Annotated in this window: 16 protein-coding genes; 7 read left to right on the top strand and 9 right to left on the bottom strand. The window is 61.5% G+C overall.

The window, feature by feature from the left end; genetic code table 11:
• Positions 1-104 precede the first annotated feature (104 nt).
• A complete protein-coding gene (locus WDZ78_RS11230) occupies positions 105-503 on the top strand; it encodes a hypothetical protein (protein WP_425673056.1) in 399 nt (132 codons plus the stop codon).
• Positions 504-685: 182 nt separating this feature from the next.
• Positions 686-958 carry a hypothetical protein gene (locus WDZ78_RS11225; protein WP_020010640.1) on the top strand — a complete coding sequence of 91 codons (273 nt, stop codon included), beginning with the start codon at positions 686-688 and terminating at the stop codon, positions 956-958.
• Here the strand turns inward: WDZ78_RS11225 and ppdK are convergent.
• Positions 936-3,662, bottom strand: a complete 2,727-nt coding sequence (gene ppdK, locus WDZ78_RS11220) for a pyruvate, phosphate dikinase (RefSeq protein ID WP_425673055.1) — start codon at positions 3,660-3,662, stop codon at positions 936-938. The genes WDZ78_RS11225 and ppdK overlap by 23 nt on opposite strands.
• A gap of 228 nt (positions 3,663-3,890) precedes the next feature.
• Between ppdK and WDZ78_RS11215 the strand changes: the two genes are divergently transcribed.
• The gene (locus tag WDZ78_RS11215) at positions 3,891-4,868 is read left to right on the top strand and encodes a VOC family protein (protein WP_425673054.1); all 978 of its coding nucleotides are present in this window, start codon (positions 3,891-3,893) and stop codon (positions 4,866-4,868) included.
• Between the two features lie 486 nt (positions 4,869-5,354).
• Here the strand turns inward: WDZ78_RS11215 and WDZ78_RS11210 are convergent, their stop codons facing one another.
• From WDZ78_RS11210 to WDZ78_RS11195, 4 genes are all read right to left on the bottom strand, one after another.
• Positions 5,355-8,822, bottom strand: coding sequence for a chromosome segregation SMC family protein (locus tag WDZ78_RS11210; RefSeq protein WP_425673053.1), 3,468 nt, complete (start codon positions 8,820-8,822; stop codon positions 5,355-5,357).
• A gap of 84 nt (positions 8,823-8,906) precedes the next feature.
• On the bottom strand, positions 8,907-9,587 hold the full coding sequence (locus WDZ78_RS11205) for a DsbA family protein (protein WP_020010636.1): 681 nt from the start codon (positions 9,585-9,587) through the stop codon (positions 8,907-8,909).
• A gap of 128 nt (positions 9,588-9,715) precedes the next feature.
• Positions 9,716-10,237 carry a DUF721 domain-containing protein gene (locus WDZ78_RS11200; RefSeq protein WP_020010635.1) on the bottom strand — a complete coding sequence of 174 codons (522 nt, stop codon included), beginning with the start codon at positions 10,235-10,237 and terminating at the stop codon, positions 9,716-9,718.
• A 30-nt stretch (positions 10,238-10,267) separates the two neighbouring features.
• Positions 10,268-10,780 (bottom strand): hypothetical protein, encoded by a 513-nt coding sequence (locus tag WDZ78_RS11195; RefSeq protein ID WP_244559862.1) that lies wholly within the window; start codon positions 10,778-10,780, stop codon positions 10,268-10,270.
• 76 nt (positions 10,781-10,856) lie between these two features.
• On the opposite strand from WDZ78_RS11195, the gene mutY reads away from it, so the two are divergent.
• Positions 10,857-11,969, top strand: a complete 1,113-nt coding sequence (mutY, locus tag WDZ78_RS11190) for an A/G-specific adenine glycosylase (RefSeq protein WP_425673050.1) — start codon at positions 10,857-10,859, stop codon at positions 11,967-11,969.
• Positions 11,966-12,580, top strand: coding sequence for an HAD family hydrolase (locus WDZ78_RS11185; RefSeq protein WP_425673049.1), 615 nt, complete (start codon positions 11,966-11,968; stop codon positions 12,578-12,580). The genes mutY and WDZ78_RS11185 overlap by 4 nt, the downstream gene beginning before the upstream one ends.
• A 331-nt stretch (positions 12,581-12,911) precedes the next feature.
• On the opposite strand, the gene WDZ78_RS11180 is transcribed toward WDZ78_RS11185, so the two are convergent.
• Positions 12,912-14,057, bottom strand: coding sequence for a site-specific DNA-methyltransferase (locus WDZ78_RS11180; protein WP_020010628.1), 1,146 nt, complete (start codon positions 14,055-14,057; stop codon positions 12,912-12,914).
• A 237-nt stretch (positions 14,058-14,294) separates the two neighbouring features.
• Between WDZ78_RS11180 and WDZ78_RS11175 the strand changes: the two genes are divergently transcribed.
• Positions 14,295-15,395, top strand: coding sequence for a hypothetical protein (locus WDZ78_RS11175; protein ID WP_425673048.1), 1,101 nt, complete (start codon positions 14,295-14,297; stop codon positions 15,393-15,395).
• Between the two features lie 171 nt (positions 15,396-15,566).
• On the opposite strand, the gene WDZ78_RS11170 is transcribed toward WDZ78_RS11175, so the two are convergent.
• Together WDZ78_RS11170 and WDZ78_RS11165 are read right to left on the bottom strand one after the other, a co-directional pair.
• On the bottom strand, positions 15,567-16,043 hold the full coding sequence (locus tag WDZ78_RS11170) for a DUF1284 domain-containing protein (RefSeq protein ID WP_425673278.1): 477 nt from the start codon (positions 16,041-16,043) through the stop codon (positions 15,567-15,569).
• Between the two features lie 45 nt (positions 16,044-16,088).
• Entirely contained in the window at positions 16,089-16,769 is a 681-nt protein-coding gene (locus tag WDZ78_RS11165) for a GntR family transcriptional regulator (protein WP_003509096.1), read from the bottom strand.
• A gap of 218 nt (positions 16,770-16,987) precedes the next feature.
• On the opposite strand from WDZ78_RS11165, the gene WDZ78_RS11160 reads away from it, so the two are divergent.
• Complete coding sequence (locus WDZ78_RS11160; RefSeq protein WP_003509098.1) at positions 16,988-17,677, top strand: HAD family hydrolase; 690 nt, start codon at positions 16,988-16,990, stop codon at positions 17,675-17,677.
• A 193-nt stretch (positions 17,678-17,870) separates the two neighbouring features.
• On the opposite strand, the gene WDZ78_RS11155 is transcribed toward WDZ78_RS11160, so the two are convergent.
• Positions 17,871-18,410: a hypothetical protein gene (locus WDZ78_RS11155; protein ID WP_003509103.1), complete on the bottom strand. Its 540-nt coding sequence runs from the start codon at positions 18,408-18,410 to the stop codon at positions 17,871-17,873.
• Between the last annotated feature and the right edge of the window lie 105 nt (positions 18,411-18,515).

Genomic DNA, 18,515 nt, shown 5'->3' with positions numbered 1-18,515 from the left:
AGGACCATGTCCGTTGCTCCATGAGAGTTTGGGATTGACGGAGATGGTTTCATCGATAGCGATAGCGACACAGATAACAACGCATCTTTCGGCGGAACCTGTGCATGGCGAAACGTCACTGGATCTATGTCGGCCTGCTCGCCTTCATATCCCTCGGGCTTCTCATCGACGCGGCCGTCTGGCCTGCCGGACCTCCAAGTTCCTTTACCGCAAATGATCTGGTGCAGATGGTCGGCATCATCACGCTGTTTGCCTGGTGGCAGATAGAGGACGCCGAAAAGCGGGACCTTCGGCGCAGTTCCGCCGCCAAACTCGCGACCATTCTGCTCGCGCCCATCGGGCTTGCGATTTACCTCTATCAAACCCGCCGGTGGACGCAGGCCACGCTCGGCCTCTTCTCATTTATCGGCGGCATCGTCCTCATCGCCATCCTTACGGTTCTGCTTGGCGACTGGCTCATTCAACAGGGTTTGTTCCCACCGTCTTTTCTTCGCTTTTCCTGAACAGGTTTTGCAACGTCGCTCTGCCCGTCGGAGCCGACCCGGCTATCGCCGCTTGCTGGGCCTCCCCCATCGCGGATTGATGCAACTTTCCGCCCCAACGCGGCTTTTCCCCACATCAAAACAGGCGTATCAATCGCGGCAATAAAAGTGCCGTACGGCTGTCATGTTAAGGGAGAAACAAGATGCGTGTTTCCATCGTCCTCGGTTCGCTTGCCACGATACTGGCGCTCACCGCGTGCCAGACGCTGACGCCGGAAGAGCGCCGGGCGCGGGATGAGGCGACATGCCGGGGTTATGGTTTCCGCCCCGGCACCGACCCGATGGCGGGCTGCCTTCTCGATCTGGAAATGGATCGTCGCGCCGACAACCGCGCCTGGCAGGCGCAGATGAACCGCGACATGTTCTACCGCCCGGTGGTGGTGGAGCGGCGCATCATCGTCCAACAGAACCCCTGACAGGAATGAAGGCGACATTGCTTGGCGTTTGCCCCTGCTTCGACCTTGCGGCCAGCGTCGCCTGCGCCGCCGCAAGGCGAGCGATGGGCACGCGGAAAGGCGAGCAGGAGACGTAGTCAAGATCCGCATCCTCGCAGAAATGGATCGAGGCCGGATCACCGCCATGTTCGCCGCAAATGCCGAGCTTCAGCTCCGGCCGCGTCTGGCGGCCGCGTTCGGCGGCGATGCGGATCAGTTCTCCCACGCCATCGAAATCCAGTGAAATGAACGGGTCGCGTTCGATGATGCCCTTGCGCTGATAGGTATTGATGAAGCGCGCCGCGTCATCGCGGGAAATGCCGAAGGTGGTCTGCGTCAGATCGTTCGTGCCGAAAGAGAAGAATTCCGCGGCTTCCGCAATGACATGGGCGCGCAATGCAGCGCGCGGCAGTTCGATCATGGTGCCGGTCAGATATTCGATCTCCATGCCGGTTTCCTCCGCCACCGCGGCGGCAACACCATCGATGACCGCGGTCACGTAATCCAGCTCCGAGCGCAAGCCGACCAGCGGCACCATGATCTCAGGCACGACGGGCGCGCCGGTGATGCGCGCCGCCGCAACGGCGGCTTCAAAAATGGCGCGGGCCTGCATTTCCGCGATCTCGGGATAGGAAATCGCCAGGCGGCAGCCGCGATGGCCGAGCATGGGGTTAAATTCGTGCAGCGCATCCAGCCGCTGGCGGAACACCGTCTGCGGCATGCCCATGGCGGCGGCCACCTCGACGATCTCGCCATCTGTCTTCGGCAGGAATTCGTGCAGCGGCGGATCGAGCAGGCGGATCGTTACCGGCAGGCCGTGCATGATCTGGAACAGTTCGGTGAAATCCGAACGCTGCATCGGCAGAAGCTCATCGAGCGCCGCCCGCCTGCCCTTTTCGCTTTCGGCAAGGATCATTTCACGCATCACATGGATGCGGTCGCCCTCGAAGAACATATGTTCGGTTCGGCAAAGGCCGATACCCTCAGCGCCGAACGCACGGGCGGCGCGGGCGTCGGCGGGTGTGTCGGCATTGGTGCGCACGGTCATGCGGCGCAGGCCGTCGGCCCATTCCATCAGCTTGCCGAAATCACCTGAGAGTTCCGGCTGCGTCATCGGCACCTCGCCCTTCAGAACGCGGCCAGAGGAACCGTCGATGGTGATGACATCACCGCGTTTGAGCATGCAGCCGACGCCGATCAGCACCTTGTTGCGCATGTCGACGCGCATGGAGCCGGCGCCGGTGACGCAGGGGATGCCCATGCCGCGCGCCACCACAGCGGCGTGGCTGGTCATGCCGCCGCGTGTTGTCAGAATGCCTTCGGCGGCATGCATGCCGTGAATATCTTCCGGGCTGGTTTCGATGCGCACCAGAATGACGCGGCGACCTTCCGCCTCCGCTGCAACCGCCTCTTCAGCGGTAAAGACGATCTCACCCGTCGCCGCTCCCGGCGAGGCCGGCAAGCCGGAGCCGATGATGGGACGGGATGTGCCGGGATCGATGGTGGGATGCAGCAGCTGGTCGAGCGATGACGGCTCGATGCGGCAGACGGCTTCCTCCTGCGAGATCGACCCCTCCTCCACCATATCGACGGCGATCTTCATGGCGGCACGGGTGGTGCGCTTGCCGGACCGGGTCTGGAGCATCCACAGCTTGCCGCGCTCGATGGTGAATTCCAGATCCTGCATGTCGCGATAATGGTTTTCCAGCCGCTTGCAGATCGCCAGGAATTCACTGAACGCCTCCGGCATCAGCTTTTCCATCGAAGGCTTGTCGGAGCCGGAGGCCAGACGTGCGGCCTCGGTGATGGATTGCGGCGTGCGGATGCCAGCGACCACATCTTCACCCTGGGCATTGACGAGGAACTCGCCGTAAAGCTCCGCCTCGCCGGTGGAAGGGTTGCGGGTGAAGGCGACGCCGGTTGCCGAGGACGAGCCGAGATTGCCGAAGACCATGGCCTGCACGTTGACGGCCGTGCCCCAATCACCCGGAATATTGTGCAGGTGCCGGTAGGTCACGGCGCGGTGGTTGGTCCAGCTGGCAAAAACGGCACCGATCGCGCCCCAGAGCTGGACATGACAGTCCTGCGGGAAGGCCTCGCCCAGTTCATCCTCGATCAGCTTTTTGTAGAGCGAAACGACGTGCTGCCATTCGACCGCCGACATGTCGGTATCGTATTCATGGCCGAGGCGGCCTTTTTCGTCTTCGAGAATTTCCTCGAACAGCTCATGGTCGAGGCCCATGACGACATCGCCATACATCTGGATGAAACGACGATAGCTGTCCCATGCGAAACGGGCGTCGCCCGCATCATGGCCGAGCGCTTCGACCGTGCGGTCGTTGAGACCAAGGTTCAGAACGGTATCCATCATCCCCGGCATGGAAGCGCGCGCGCCGGAACGGACGGAGATGAGCAGCGGCGACTGGCTGCCGCCGAAGGTCTTGCCGGTCACGGTTTCCATGCCGTGCAGGCCGGCCATGACCTGCAGCTTCAGGTCCTCGGGAAGATCGTGGCCATTCTTGTGATAAAGGGCGCAGGCATCGGTTATGATGGTGAGGCCCGGGGGGACGGGAAGGCCGAGACTTGCCATTTCGGCAAGGTTCGCGCCCTTGCCGCCCAATATCGCAACGTCACCTGCCCTGCCTTCGGCAGCACCGTTGCCGAAGGTATAAACCCATTTTTTCATTCCACGCTCTCCACCCAGAAGCGTTGTCATTTTTCTATCATCTACAGCATTGCCGGCATGTTGGGAACGCCGCAACGCGCAGTTTACATCGCAGTGCAGCATAATTGCGGCAAATTGCGCGCCAGAATTGCCGCAAAGGCCGAATAACGCCATGATTGACGCATTCGTGTAGTGCGCTGAAACGGAGTGTTGCCTAAGCCATTCAAATCGCCGACAAAGAGATTATTCATGCAATTTACCCGCCGCCATACGCTTAAATTTGCCGGAATTTCCTGCGCCGCCAGCGCGCTTGCCGGGGCGCTCAGAGCGGAAGGCGCAGTACCCGTCGCAGGTGCCGCCTCTGCCCTTCCCTTTGCGCTGACGACGCCGATGCATATCGGCCAGGCCGCAATTCGGGTGCGCGAACTCGACGCGATGATCGATTATTACCGTTCGGTTCTCGGCATGAACGAGGTGGAACGCACGGCGAGAGGCGTGACGCTCGGCATCGGCACTGTTTCGCTGCTCGATCTCGTCCACAAGCCGGCCGCGGATTTCGAAAGCCCCACCTCCGCCGGCCTGTTCCACATCGCCTATCTGATGCCCTCCCGCAAGGATCTAGCGCGCTGGCTGGTGCATGCGGCGCTGAAGCAGGTGCCGCTGTCAGGTTTTGCCGATCACAATGTCAGCGAGGCGATCTATCTCAACGATCCCGAAGGCAACGGCATCGAGGTTTATAGCGACCGGCCGAAGGACACCTGGGTCTGGAGCGGCAGCGTGGTGAAAATGGGCACCGAACAGCTCGATATCGATGACCTCGTGAAGCTGACCGACACCAAAAGAAGCGATTATGAGACAGCCCCAGCGGGGATGCGCATCGGACACGTTCACCTGCGGGTTGGCGAAATCGCCACCGCCCGCGCCTTTTATGAACAGGCCATCGGCCTGCGACCGACGCAGGATGCGCGCTCGGACGCCTCTTTTCTCTCTTCCGGCGGTTATCACCATCATCTGGCGGTGAATATATGGAACAGCCGCGGCGCGAAGGAACGCAACGCCATGGAAACCGGCCTCGACTGGTTTTCTCTCACCATTCGCAATCCCGCCGATCTCGAGGCGCAAAAAACGCGGCTGCGGGCGGCCGGTTACGTGCTGGTGGAGATGGAGAACAATGTCGTGGAAGCGATCGACCCCTGGGGCACGCGGCTGCGGCTGGTGCCGGGGTGAGTGATGGTAGGCCTCCATGCATCATGCGTGGAGAAATTCGCAAACTGCGCCATTGGCAGTTGCAGCAGGCCAAGTGTTTACAGGGATTCGCTGCGTCTCCTCCTTCCGTCATTCCGGCCCTGAGCCGGAATCCAGCCGACATGCGTCTGCGCAACGGTAAGAGTCTTTTCAGCCCAAGGACTTGGGCTGGTTGGATACCGGCTCAAGGCCGGTATGACGGAGGAGGTTTGCACCCCGGAAACGATTACCAGCCATACAGCCATCTCACTCTGTGAACCCGGAAAAGAAAGCCTTGCGAGGCCACGGCAGCGGCCTCGCAAGGCATTCCATCCGGTACAGGAAACCGGATGGTGGGGTCTGGAGAGAACCTTTGGCTCTTGCGAAAAACATAGCAAAATGCCGCGTGATGTCGCTCACCCGAATGGGTGATACGGCAAGATAAATTCACATTGAGCAAAACTGGAAATTGAATCCCGGAAAACCGCCTCAGACGGCTTCGCGCAGCTGTTCGGCGGTCTGCAAATCCACCGACACCAGTTGCGAGACGCCCTGTTCGGCCATGGTGACGCCGAACAGGCGGTTCATGCGCGCCATGGTGATGGGATTGTGGGTGATGATGACGAAGCGGGTTTCCGTGGAAGCCACCATCTCGTCCATCAGGTTGCAGTAACGCTCGACATTGTGGTCGTCGAGCGGCGCATCCACTTCGTCCAGCACGCAGATCGGCGCGGGATTGGTGAGGAAAACCGCGAAGATCAGCGCCATCGCCGTCAGCGCCTGTTCGCCGCCTGACAATAGCGTCATGGTCTGCGGTTTCTTGCCGGGCGGACGGGCGAGGATTTCCAGCCCTGCCTCCAGCGGATCATCGGATTCGATCAGCTGCAATTCCGCCGTGCCGCCGCCGAAAAGATGGGTGAACAGCCGCTGGAACTGCGAATTGACCACATCGAAGGCGGCAATCAGCCGTTCGCGGCCTTCGCGGTTGAGGTTCTGGATGCCGGCGCGCAGCTTGCGAACGGCATCGATGATGTCGTCCCGTTCCTTGATGAGCGCCGCGAGCTTGGCCGAGAGCTCGGCCTGCTCTTCCTCGGCGCGCAGGTTGACGGCGCCAAGCCGCTCCCGCTCGATCTTCAGCCGGTCGAGATCGCGTTCGACATCACGAATGTCAGGCTTCGGCTGGTCAGGACCAAGGCCCGTCAGGCGAAACGCCATATGCGGCTCGGTATTCAGCGTTTCGCGGATACGGTGTTCGGTTTCCTGCCGCTTCTCGCGGGCGGAGACCAGCCGCTCCTCGGCACGGCCACGCTTTTCGCGGGCTTCGGCCAGTTCGGAAAGCGCCGTTGCAGCCACCCGGTCGGCGGCGCGCTGCAGGTTTTCCGCCTCGGCCAGCCGGTCGGCGGCTTCGCGGCGGGCGTCTTCGGTCTTCTGCAGTTCGTTGAGGAGGTTGCGGCGTTTCTCGTCGAATTCCTCGGGCGCTATGTCCAGCTCGGCGATTTCCTCGCGCGCCTCTTCCTCGCGCTCGCGCAGCGTGGCGATATGGTCGGCGGCGCTTGCCGCACGCGACTGCCAGGTGGAACGCTCCTGCCCTATCGCCTGAATTCTGCGCTGACGGCTTTCCGCCTCGCGGCTCACGCCTTCGTGGCGGGCACGGGCTTCCGCCAGAAGGCCACGGTCGGTCGCGACTTCCAGCTGGCTTTCGCGCAGGCGGAGATCGAGCACGGAAAGATCAGGCGCGTCCTCCATTTCGATGCGGGCGTTTTCTTCCTGAACGGCGATCTCGTCGATCTGCGCGCCGATCTGGTTCAGCGCTTCCGAGACGATATCCCGGCGGCGCAGAAGATCGCCGGAAGCCCTTTCGGCTGATGTCAGCGCCTCGCGCGCCTCGGCAAGCTGGCGGGTCGCAAGCCGGCTTCTGTCACGCACTTCCGAAAGCCGCAACTCGCTGCTTCTTATGTCCTCGGTTCTGGCGGCAAGCTGGTCTTCGGCCTCTTCCAGAATGGAGCGGGCCTCATCCAGTTCAGCTTCGATTTCCGCGAGACGGTTCTTCTGCGACAGGCGAAGTGCTGCAGCACCCGGCGCATCGGCGCTGGCGATATGGCCGTCCCAGCGGAACAGCGCGCCTTCGCGCGTCACCAGCCGCTGGCCGACCTTGAGTGATGGCAGTAGTCTCTGGGCTTCCGCCGTGCCGGAGACGACGCCGATCTGTGCAAGCGCGCGCCGGAGAGCCGCTGGCGCCTGGGCGTAATCGAGCAGCGGCGTCACGCCCTGCGGCAAGGCGGGATCACCCGCCCCGTCACCATTGCCGGCCCAATAGGCGGGGGCGGCGGCATCAAGCGGGCTTTCGAGATCGTCGCCGAGGGCGGCACCCAACGCCGCTTCAAAGCCACGCTCCACCGTCATTTCTTCCGCCACCGGCGTGAAGCTGCCATTGGCGGCGGCGCTGGAGGCAAGAATTTTGGTGATGGTGCGTGCTTCCGTATCGAGCGCGTTCAGCCGGTTTTTCGCCGTTTCCAGAGGCCCGCGCGCCAGCGCTTCGGCGGAACGCGCCTCGGCGACAGCGGCCTCGGCTTCGTCAGCGACGATCAGGGCATCCTCGACCGCAATCTCTGCCGCCTCGACAGCTTCCCGCCGTTCCGAAGGATCGGGAAGGCCGGAGAGTTTTTCATCGATGGCCTCGATCTCGGCGGAGGCCTCCTGCGACTGCCGTTCCAGCCTCAGCTTACGATCGGAAAGATCGCGGATCGTCCGCTCCAATTGCTGACGCTCGGCGGACGCTTCGGCCCGCTCGGCGGTGATTGCGGTAAAGACGGCTTCGCTTTCGGCCAGTTTGATAGCGGCGGTTTCGAAAGCTTCGCGCATCTCCTCGGCATGGCGGCCGGAATCGGAAAGGATTTCGAGGAGTTCGGCCTCTTCCTCATCGAGCCGTGCAAGGATTTGCGCATTGTCCGAAACAAGACGTTCCTCGCGGACGATATCCTCACCAAGCTGCGAGAGACGGCGCGCCAGCTCGTCGCGGCGGCGCAGCAGGCGGTTTGCCTCATCATCCAGCTGGGTGCGAGCAATCTGCAGGCGTTGCAGGGCGGCGGCCACCCGCGCTTCATCTTCGCGCAGTTCCGGCAGCTTCAGGCTGGCGATGCCTTGCTGCTTGGCCGCTTCCATCTGGCCTTGAGCCTTTTCGGCGACGATGTTGGTGGCCTGATTGAGCGCGCTTTCTGCCTCGCCCTCGGCTTCCTTCGCCTCTACCCAGCGAATATGCAACAGGGTCGCTTCGCGGGCGCGGATATCGGCTGACAGCATCTTGAAGCGGTTGGCCTGCCGCGCCTGCCGTTTCAGGCTTTCGATCTGGCTTTCCAGCTGGGCGGTCACATCCTCCAGCCGCTCCAGATTGGTCTCGGCGGCGCGCAGGCGGAGCTCGGCCTCGTGGCGGCGCGAATGCAGGCCGGAGATGCCGGCCGCCTCTTCCAGAAGCTGGCGGCGGGCCTGCGGTTTGGCGTTGATGAGTTCGCCGATACGCCCCTGCCCCACCATGGAGGGCGAACGCGCGCCGGTGGAGGCATCAGCAAACAAAAGCTGCACGTCCTTGGCGCGCGCCTCCTTGCCATTGATGCGGTAGACCGAGCCGTTTTCACGCTCGATGCGGCGTGTCACCTGAATTTCATCGGCATCGTTGAAGGCGGCAGGCGCGGTACGGTCGGAATTGTCGAGATAGAGGCCGACTTCGGCGGTGTTTCTGGCCGGGCGGTTGCCGGAACCGGAGAAAATGACATCATCCATGCCGGATGCGCGCATGTTCTTGTAGGAGTTTTCGCCCATCACCCAGCGCAGCGCTTCGACCAGATTGGACTTGCCGCAGCCGTTCGGGCCGACAACGCCGGTCAGGCCCGGCTCGATGATGAATTCGGAGGGTTCGACGAAGGACTTGAAACCGACGACCCGGAGCTTGTTAAACTTCATGCCGCCATGCTCCAGACAGAAAAACGGCAATAAAAAACGGGCGAACGGAAATATCCGCCGCCCGTTCCTTTAAGGCTTCGGCGATCAGAGCAGCTTGTCGATGACAGCCGACATGGATTCAACCGACATGTCTCCTGCGTATTTCTTGCCGTTGATGATGAAAGTCGGCGTGGAGTTGACGCCGAATTCCGTCGCACCGCGTTGCATCGTTGCGTTCACATCATCCAGAAGTTTCTGGTTCGTCAAGCAGGCCTCGAAAGACTCCTGTGAGAAACCGGCCATTTTCGACATTTGCAGCAGGGCGGCGCGTGCATCCTGCGCGACAGCCCAGCTCTGCTGCTGCTTGAACAGCATGGAAACGAAGGGGAAATACTGTCCTTCCGGTGCGCAGCGCGCCAGCATGAAGGCGGCAGCGGCGCGCGGATCGAACGGGAATTCGCGCAGCACGAAATAAACCTTGCCGGTATCGATGTACTTCTTCTTGATTTCTTCGAAGGTCTTGTTGTGGAAATTGGCGCAATGCGGGCAGGTCATCGACATATATTCGACGATCTTGACGGGTGCGTTGGCATCGCCGAGCGCCGCTTCCGGCAGCGGGCCGGGCTTCATCACCGCAGCCATATCCACGTCACCGGTGGATTCAGGCAGTTCCTGCGCCTCGGCAACGCCGGGCGTGAAGGCAAACGGCAGGGCCGTGGCAATGGCAGCAAGAGCAACGCCGCCAAGCAGGCTGCGACGGGAAATGGTCAGTTCGGGAAAATGCATGAAAGCACCTGTTGGTAATAGACTCTATTGTCCGTTGATTCCGATATAGCGACGGCCTGTTCATCACAAGCGGGGTTTTGGACTCTTCTTGTCAAAGAATTGTGACCAGTCAAGGACAACCGGACCGATCAAATCGTCCGGCCCCCAGGCTTCTTCTGCAAGACCGCCGTGCCGAGCCTCTCCACTGCCTTGCGAAGCGCCTCGCTCTCGATGCCCTCCATCATATCGTCGAGACGTTTTGCCGCATCGCCACGCAGGGGCTGCGGTTTGCGCCGACGGTTAATGGTCTGGGAGACCGGTTTCTGCACTATCCTGATCTGGCGCACCGCTGGAAAGCCGAAAAAGCCGTTGATACGGGCAATGAGCTCGCCCTGCGCATGGGTGAGAAACAGGGCGCGCGCACCTTCGCAGGCGATGGTCAGCACGCCCGGCTGGTAACCGCCGCGATCCGGCCCCTCGTCGCGGCGCGGCCAGGTGATTTTCTCCGGCCGCGTGCAATCGGCAAAGTCATCGCCGGCGATCTCATCCCACGAGCCGAGCAGCGCCGTGTTGATGCCCGCCCGTTTCGACAGGACCGGATCCATGATGCCATTGGCGACTTCGGCGATCTGTACGACGCCCTTGCGGAACGAATTTGCAGGTTTTTTCATGCTTTCCTCGGCAGAGGCGAAAAACCGGCCTCAAACGATCGCGCCATCGTCATCTCCTTCACCGCGCAGGAGCGCACGGAATCGCCGCCAGTCCCTGCGGGCGCCCAAGCTTATCATTCGCGCCACCAAACATCCAAAGAGGAAATAGGCCACCGCCAAAATCTTCAGATGCGCCATCCCGGGCTTATCCGACATAAGGGCGATCACCAACATGCATGCCAAGACGACAAACATGTATATCCACAGGACGTGACAAAAAAGCGCCCAGAAACCAGATTCAAACATGCGAAAGCGCCGCGAGGGCTTCGAGCGCATTTTCTCCAGTTCGCCAATTTCGCGGATCACGCGCGCCACCACAAAAGCCACGCCGTTTTCCAGCCCGAAATACATACGGCCAAGATGGTTCAGCAGCCGCCCGATAATGTAGAGGGAAAGCAGAACTCCGATAACGGACAGGAGTGGCTGGGGTATCATATCGAGAGGCGCGTTCGGCATCGGTTTTCCTTTCTTCGAAATTGGACGACGGGTGTCGACGGTATTCATCGCCGGACGCGATTTTCCACTTCGCCGCAGTCGCGCCCTGTTGCAGATTGCCGCGTCGCGACTATGTTCAGCGGCAATGAACACATATGCTCGCCAAGACCTATCACATCCAACGGCAGAACGACTTCTCGCATGGTATGACCGCCACCATCGCGAGTTGCCGTGGCGCACGTCTCCCGCCAGGGCGGCACAGGGAAAACGCGCCGATCCCTATCATGTCTGGCTCTCCGAGGTCATGCTGCAGCAGACGACCGTGCAGGCGGTGAAGCCCTATTTCCTGAAGTTCCTCGCCGCATGGCCGAGCGTCGGCGATCTGGCGGCAGCACCGGTGGAAGATGTGATGGCCGCATGGGCGGGGCTTGGTTATTACGCCCGCGCCCGCAACCTGAAGAAATGCGCGGAAGCCGTGGCGAATGAACATGGCGGCGTCTTTCCGGATACGGAAGAAGGCCTGAAGAAGCTTCCCGGCATCGGCGATTATACCTCCGCGGCTGTCGCTGCCATCGCGTTTAACCGGCAGGCGGCTGTCATGGACGGCAATGTCGAGCGCGTCATCTCCCGCCTTTTCGCCATCGATGCTCCCCTGCCCGGCTCCAAACCGGCGATGAAAGCGAAGGTGGCCGAGCTTACGCCCCCTGATCGGCCCGGCGATTTTGCCCAGGCGATGATGGACCTTGGCGCGACGATCTGCACGCCGAAACGGCCAGCCTGCGCGCTCTGTCCCTTCAACGGCCACTGTCTTGCGCTTGCCCATGACGAGCCGGAGCGGTTTCCGGTCAAGGCCGCCAAGAAGGCAAAGCCGGTGCGGCTAGGGGCCGCCTTCGTGGCGGTGAATGCGAGCGGCGAAATCCTGCTCCGGCGGCGCATCGAAAGCGGGCTTCTCGGCGGCATGACCGAGGTGCCGACCACCGCATGGACCGCGCGCATGGATGGCGGCACGGAGGCGAGCCATGCGCCCTTTGCCGCCGGCTGGCAGGCGGCGGGCGTCATCGTGCATGTCTTCACCCATTTCGAACTGTGGCTCACCGTCTATCGCGCGCAGGCGCCGGACGGCCTTCAAAGCCGCCCGGATGACGGATGGTGGGAGCCGGTTACAAATCTTGACGCGCAGGCGCTGCCAACGGTGATGAAAAAAGTCATCGCCCAAGCTATTCCATCCGCATTCGATGAACGCAGGAAATTTCGATGACCAAGATTGAGCATATCGTATTCGACATCGGCAAGGTGCTGATCCATTACGATCCGCATATTCCCTATAGCCGTCTCATTCCCGATGCCGACGAGCGCCAATGGTTCTTCGAGAATGTCTGCACCCATGACTGGAACCTCGAACAGGATCGCGGACGCCGCTGGGAGGATGCCGAAGCGCTGCTGGTGGAACGCTTCCCCGAGCGGGAAGAACACATTCGCGCCTTCCGCAAGTTCTGGCATGAGATGGTCTCGCATTCCTACGATGACAGCGTCGCGATCATGGTTGCCCTGATCGACAGCGGCCACGACGTGACGATGCTGACCAACTTCGCCTCCGACACCTTCCGCGAGGCGCAGAAAATGTTCCCCTTCCTCACTTTGCCGCGCGGCGTGACGGTCTCCGGTGACGTGAAGCTGTTGAAGCCTGATGTGGCGATCTACGACCTGCACGCCAAGGAATTCGGCCTCAACCCCGCCGCAAGCATCTTCATCGACGATACGCTCGCCAATGTCGAAGGCGCGAAGGCGGCGGGCTGGCAGGCGGTGCACTTCACCGGCGCGGAAAAGCTGAGGCAGGATTTGCGGGCCTATGGGGTGGAAGTCCAATAAATTCCCAGATCGGGAAAAGAAATTGGCGCAGGCGGAAATGGCGGTCTCCGGCCTGCGCCAGTCCTGCCGCAAGCGGCATCGGACGCAATGTTTTTTGTGATTTATCCTGACTGGATTTTCACAACCACTGCTCTGATTTGAGACAGTATTGCTCGTCTCTTGCGCGAAACTTGTCTGACTAAAATAAGATACTCGAAAATACCAACGCCCGACACCGAAGTGCCGGGCGTTGGTCGTTCTCCATCCGGGACTGAAGGTACTAAACCGGACAGAGACGTATTCTGACAAGGGCGGGCGGTGGATCGTTGCCTTCGGTCTTTGGGACCCTTGACTATTCGGCCTTTGCCAGTTCACTGCGGATGATTGTCCGGAGATCGTCGATCGGCTTCAGCGCGTCGCCGTCCTCGAAGTGCCAGAACGTCCATCCGTTGCACGCGTCGAGACCCTGCACCTTCGCGCCGAGGCGGTGAATGGAGCCGGCGGTCCCACCGGATGCAATCGTACCATCCGCACGAATAATGGCGCTATAACGGCGCTTGGCATCGGTCAGCACCTGGCCGGGACGGACGAGACCGCTTTCCACCAGCGTGTTGAAGGCAACGCGCGGCTCGGCCTTCTTGCCGGTCATGACCGTCAGTTCCGCCTTGCCGAGCGGCTCGACGGCGGCGATGCGGGCCGATGCCGCGTCGATGTAATCCTGTTCGCGCTCGATGCCGACGAAGTGACGGCCGAGGCGTTTTGCAACGGCACCCGTGGTGCCGGAACCGAAGAACGGGTCGAGCACGATATCACCCGGCTTGGTGGAGGCCATGATGATGCGCGCCAGCAGGGCTTCCGGCTTCTGGGTCGGATGCACCTTCTTGCCGTCGTCGCCCTTCAGGCGCTCATGGCCGCTGCAGATCGGGAACAGCCAGTCGGAACGCATCTGCACGTCGTCATTGGAGGCCTTCAGCGCATCGTAGTTGAAGGTGTAGTTCTTGGCTTTCGGATCGCGGCTGGCCCAGATCATGGTCTCGTGGGCGTTCTGGAAACGGCGGCCCTTGAAATTCGGCATGGGGTTGGTCTTGCGCCAGACGATATCGTTGAGGATCCAGAAATCGAGGTTCTGAAGCATGGAGCCGACGCGGAAGATATTGTGGTAGGAGCCGATGACCCAGATGGTGCCATTCGGTTTCAGCACGCGGCGGCAGGCGAGCAGCCAGGCGCGGGTGAAGGCGTCATAGGCCTCGAAGGAGGCGAACTGGTCCCATTCGTCATCGACCGCATCGACCAGCGACTGGTCGGGCCGGTGCAGCGTGCCGCCAAGCTGGAGATTATAGGGCGGATCGGCGAAAATCGCGTCCACCGACTGGCTCGGGAGGGCATCCAAGGCAGCGACACAATCACCTTTGATGATGCTGTCTTTCCAGGCGTCACTCTCGCCCGCACGATCAAAACCGGCACGCCGAAAATCGGCCAGCGGAAAAACTGCTGCCATTGGTACTCGCTCCATACGCTTACTCTCTACTGATGCTTATGGTTACCGAAGATGGTTATCAAAGCCTGAACAAGTCACGGAAAATGCGAAATAAATGGCTGTCGCGGCACGCAGGCGCGATTTGCGGCGGCCGGCGGGGGAACCCGAAGTCGGGCAAAAACGTTGTGCACAATGGGTTCTCCTGTCTCCGCATGTCGGCGCGGCGGGAAGAGCCATTATGGCAGGGGGTAATCCGCAATGGGGTCCGTGATGAAAATGGCTTCTTTTTCCATGAATGTCGCTTGCGCCGCGCTTTTCGCAACGGCGCTGCCGACGCCCTCTCAGGCGCAGCAACCGGCCCCGCAATATAACGTCATCACCGATGCGGTTTTGTTCGATGGCGGCCCCTCGCTCGGTAACAGCGACAAGGTGCGTTGGGATTTCTACAAGGCAGACCGCTCCGGCGGCCGCACCGACGACAATGCCGGCGGTTCGTACGACGCGACCTTCGAGGCGAAGCTGCCGGCGGGCAAATATGTCGGCGTGGCGGCGCTGGGCAATGTGACCCGCGAAGTGTCCTTCGAGGTGAAGGATGGAGGTGTTGCGAGGCCGAGGGTGAATTTCGATGCGGCGGAATTGACGGTCGTGCCGAAACGCAGCCCGGGCGGCGATGTGGAAACGCAGGCGAAAACCGAAATCACCAGGGATGATTTCAAGGATAGCGTCTACGGCCAGAACACTGTCTTCGTGCCCGCGGGCGAAGTCCTCCTCACCGGCCGCATCGGCCCGGCGCGGGCTGAGGAGAAACTGGCCATCAAGGCAGGCGAAAAGATCAGCCACGAACTGGTCATTCCGAGCGGCGTGGTGATCGCGAAGGCCGTCTATGCGCAAGGCGGCAGGGCGGTGGAAACGGACGATATCCGTTTCGAAGCGATGTCAGCCAAGGAGACGCTGGATGGCACGCGTGAGACGATCAACGGCATTTACGGCACCGGCAAAATGATGGAAATGCCCGCCGGTGATTTCGTCATGCGCGCCCGTCTCGGCAAGGTGACGGTGGAACAGCCATTCACCGTGACGGCCGGAAAACGAACCGAAATTACAATCGATCTCGATGCGGGTGTTCTCGCAATCAAGGCCCCCGGTGCCGAACGGATCGATATCGTCGAAACGACCAGGGATCTTCAGGGCACGCAGAAGGAAATTTCCGGCCGTTACGGCACGCAGCATCAGGAAACCCTGCATCCCGGCGATTATTCGGTGAAGGTGAGCTACGACAAAAAATCCGGCCGCGAACCGAAGGAGATCAAGGCGACGGTCAAGGCCGCCGAGAGAACCGAGACGAGTGTGCCGGAGTAATCGGCACGGCGCGGCCCCTCTCCTCATTCCGCCTCCCTCCCTCATCCCTGTGCTTGTCACACGGATCCAGCCGACGTGCGTCTGCGCGACGGGAAGAGTTCTTTCAGCCCAAAGACTTGGGCTGGCTGGATTCCTGTGACAAGCACAGGAATGAGGATGGAGGAAACGTCATCAGTGTTTCCGGCCAGGCGACCCATATTTGGGCCTGAGCATCGGATGCTTCGAAAAACGCGCCGCATCCTTAGCCACGGTTGGTAACGGCTCGCCGATTTTCACACCCGCAAACCCTGACGCCGCGATACGGTCGCACAGCCTTATCCACTGGCAGCCGCGACAGGCCTGCCTGATCTCGCCGGCAGCGAAAGCCACACGTATCTTTACAAGAAAGTCCGGTGTCGCCTGCAGCCGCTTGCCGGCGGTCAGCGTCTCGCCCAAAAGCGCCGAGACCGAAAGGCGGGCCATCTCGTCCCGCTGCACCACGCCTTCGTTAAAACAGTGGGCATGGCTTTCACAGAGCAGGCCCTCACAGATATCGTCCGGGCCATCCACCAGTTCGATATCTTCCTCGCCGGCATTCAGGCGGACGGCGACGCGGTCGTAATTCTCGACGAAGCCTGACGTATAGCCCTTGCCCACATAAGTGAGCATGCAGAGAAGGTGGTGGGGCCGGAGACGGACGGTCAAGGGCCCACCCTATCCGACGATGGCGAAGGCGTCGCGCACCGAGCCGGACGAGGTGCGGATGGCCTTGCGGCCAATCCATTGCACATGTCCGTCCAGAATACGCACCGCCTCCTCGGCGCGGCCGCCGCGCAGCGCATCGATGATGGCCCGGTGGTCGGTATCGGTGCGGCGTTCCCAGCCGGCCCGCCAGGCGGAAAACAGGAAGCGCGCGCTTGCCGCGTGCAGGCCGTCGATCGCCTCCATCAGGCGCGGCATGTTGCAGGGCGCGGTGATGAGACGGTGGAAGCGGCGATTGGCCTCCTCCCAATGCTGCACATCAACGGCGCTATCGCCTTCGAGCGTTGCGGCTTCCGCCTGATCGAGAATGGCAGGCGTCATGTTTGGGATGGCGTGGCGCAACGCCAGAACCTCAAGGGCGGCGCGCATTTCCGCCACCTCGCGCACATCGTCAAGGCCGAAATCCGCCACCCGGACACCCCGGCGCGGAATGCTGGCCGCCAGCCCCTGCGCTTCCAGCCGGCGGAACGCCTCGCGCACCGGCACATGCGACGCGCCGAATTCGGCGGCGATGTGATCCTGCCTCAGGCGTTCGCCCGGCGACAGCTCCCCGCGAACGATACGGTCGGCAAGCGTGCGGCTGATGCGTGCTGCAATGGTGTCTTCGGGCGCGTTTTTCACTGTCTTGGGCATAACATCCCATAACGCATATGGCGCGGCCGTGTGTAGCGGTTTTTGCGCCATCGCATGGCGCAACGCCGAATATTCGAAACCGCTCAATTGCCGCATCCCTGCCAGCCATGAGCCTGACGGGACCGACCCTTGCGGGTGAACCGGTTGAGCTTGGCTCAGACATGGTCTAAAAGCCCGGCATCATTTTCTTCCAAACAAATCCGATACAGGGAGCGCCCATGAGCGGCTTCGACCTCATTATTTTCGACTGCGACGGCGTTCTGGTCGATTCCGAAATCATCGCGGCGCAGGTAGAATCCCGCCTCTTGACCGAGGCCGGTTATCCGATCTCCGTCGAGGAAATGGGCGAGCGTTTCGCCGGCATGACCTGGAAGAACATTCTTTTGCAGGTGGAAAGTGAAGCCAGCATTCCGCTCTCCGCCTCGCTGCTCGACAAGTCCGAAAAGCTGCTCGACATGCGCCTGGAACGCGATGTGAAGATCATCGAGGGCGTGAAATTCGCGCTGTCGCGTCTGACCACGCCACGCTGCATCTGCTCGAACTCCTCGAGCCACCGCCTCGACATGATGCTGACGAAGGTGGGCCTCAAGCCCTATTTCGCGCCGCATATCTATTCCGCCAAGGACCTCGGGGCCGACCGCGTGAAGCCGAAACCGGATATCTTCCTGCATGGCGCGGCCCAGTTCGGCGTTTCCCCTGACCGCGTGGTCGTGGTCGAGGATTCCGTGCACGGCATCCATGGCGCAAGAGCGGCCGGCATGCGGGTCGTGGGCTTCACCGGCGCATCCCACACCTATCCGAGCCACGCCGACCGGCTGACCGATGCGGGCGCCGAAACGGTGATCTCACGCATGCAGGACCTGCCGGCCGTGATTGCGGCGATGGCGGAGTGGGAAGGCGCTTTTTAATCTCTGGCCTTTTCACAAACGCCACTTCGTCATGCTCGGGCCTGTACCGAGCATCTGCAGCGGTTTGATTTGACGATGCGTGTTTGGATCCTCGGGTCAAGCCCGAGGATGACGTCGCGTTTGAGGAGTGGTTGTCCGCGATGTGACCGGAGACGGCAGAGCAGCCTCCGGTTTTTACATTTCGCCCGTCAGATCACCGGCGCTTGGTCTTGGCCTTCGCGCCCTGCTCGGCAAAGCCGATATAAACGCTGACAGACCGCGGCGCGCCGCCCGGTCCGTTGGGGATGGCGACATGGTCGTTGTTGAAGATGAACTGGGTGCCGGCCCCGCCTGCGGGCAGATCGATGGCGAAGTTGGTCGTTTCGCCGAAAATCTCGCCGTCGCCGTCCTTCACCGTCACGCGGATCGGCACGGTGACGCGACCGGGCTTGGCCATCGGGCCGGGAACCAGGCGGCCCTGGGCCAGCACGTTCACCGTCAGCGTCGACTCATTGGCCGTGCAGGAGCGCGTCGTGTCTGACAGCGAGACCTGATAGGCGAGTTTCTGCGGATCATCCTTTGCGCCGCCGGCATAGACGCGATGCACGGCGTTGGCGTCTAGAACCGTGACCGTCGGGCAGTTGGCCTGCACCACCGGGGTGACCGCATTGGCCTGCGCCGCCGGCGGGTTGACGGCAAGCGAGTCCGACGGGTTGGAGGAATTGCATCCTGCAACAACGGCGAGAAGCGACATCGCGGCGGACAAACGCAAGAAATTCCCTGACACTCTTCTAAATCCCTCTCCATTGTCCCGGAACAGAACCGGAGACGCTGTTTATTGACCTTTCACGCAGGTTGG

The sequence above is a fragment of the Agrobacterium sp. M50-1 genome, assembly GCF_049843495.1.
GTDB lineage: Bacteria > Pseudomonadota > Alphaproteobacteria > Rhizobiales > Rhizobiaceae > Agrobacterium > Agrobacterium radiobacter.
Note: the sequence above shows the minus strand (reverse complement) of the source record. Positions and strands in the feature narration are given on the sequence as shown.

What these genes read in the sequence shown, in the direction of transcription:
- WDZ78_RS11155 (WP_003509103.1), bottom strand. Translation starts at nt 18,410, where the DNA reads ATGTCGCTTCTCGCCGTTGTTGCAGGATGCAATTCCTCCAACCCGTCG.
- WDZ78_RS11170 (WP_425673278.1), bottom strand. Translation starts at nt 16,043, where the DNA reads ATGCTCACTTATGTGGGCAAGGGCTATACGTCAGGCTTCGTCGAGAAT.
- WDZ78_RS11175 (WP_425673048.1), top strand. Translation starts at nt 14,295, where the DNA reads ATGGGGTCCGTGATGAAAATGGCTTCTTTTTCCATGAATGTCGCTTGC.
- WDZ78_RS11200 (WP_020010635.1), bottom strand. Translation starts at nt 10,237, where the DNA reads ATGAAAAAACCTGCAAATTCGTTCCGCAAGGGCGTCGTACAGATCGCC.
- WDZ78_RS11215 (WP_425673054.1), top strand. Translation starts at nt 3,891, where the DNA reads ATGCAATTTACCCGCCGCCATACGCTTAAATTTGCCGGAATTTCCTGC.
- WDZ78_RS11205 (WP_020010636.1), bottom strand. Translation starts at nt 9,587, where the DNA reads ATGCATTTTCCCGAACTGACCATTTCCCGTCGCAGCCTGCTTGGCGGC.
- WDZ78_RS11225 (WP_020010640.1), top strand. Translation starts at nt 686, where the DNA reads ATGCGTGTTTCCATCGTCCTCGGTTCGCTTGCCACGATACTGGCGCTC.
- WDZ78_RS11210 (WP_425673053.1), bottom strand. Translation starts at nt 8,822, where the DNA reads ATGAAGTTTAACAAGCTCCGGGTCGTCGGTTTCAAGTCCTTCGTCGAA.
- WDZ78_RS11185 (WP_425673049.1), top strand. Translation starts at nt 11,966, where the DNA reads ATGACCAAGATTGAGCATATCGTATTCGACATCGGCAAGGTGCTGATC.
- ppdK (WP_425673055.1), bottom strand. Translation starts at nt 3,662, where the DNA reads ATGAAAAAATGGGTTTATACCTTCGGCAACGGTGCTGCCGAAGGCAGG.
- WDZ78_RS11180 (WP_020010628.1), bottom strand. Translation starts at nt 14,057, where the DNA reads ATGGCAGCAGTTTTTCCGCTGGCCGATTTTCGGCGTGCCGGTTTTGAT.
- mutY (WP_425673050.1), top strand. Translation starts at nt 10,857, where the DNA reads ATGAACACATATGCTCGCCAAGACCTATCACATCCAACGGCAGAACGA.
- WDZ78_RS11160 (WP_003509098.1), top strand. Translation starts at nt 16,988, where the DNA reads ATGAGCGGCTTCGACCTCATTATTTTCGACTGCGACGGCGTTCTGGTC.
- WDZ78_RS11165 (WP_003509096.1), bottom strand. Translation starts at nt 16,769, where the DNA reads ATGCCCAAGACAGTGAAAAACGCGCCCGAAGACACCATTGCAGCACGC.
- WDZ78_RS11195 (WP_244559862.1), bottom strand. Translation starts at nt 10,780, where the DNA reads ATGAATACCGTCGACACCCGTCGTCCAATTTCGAAGAAAGGAAAACCG.
- WDZ78_RS11230 (WP_425673056.1), top strand. Translation starts at nt 105, where the DNA reads ATGGCGAAACGTCACTGGATCTATGTCGGCCTGCTCGCCTTCATATCC.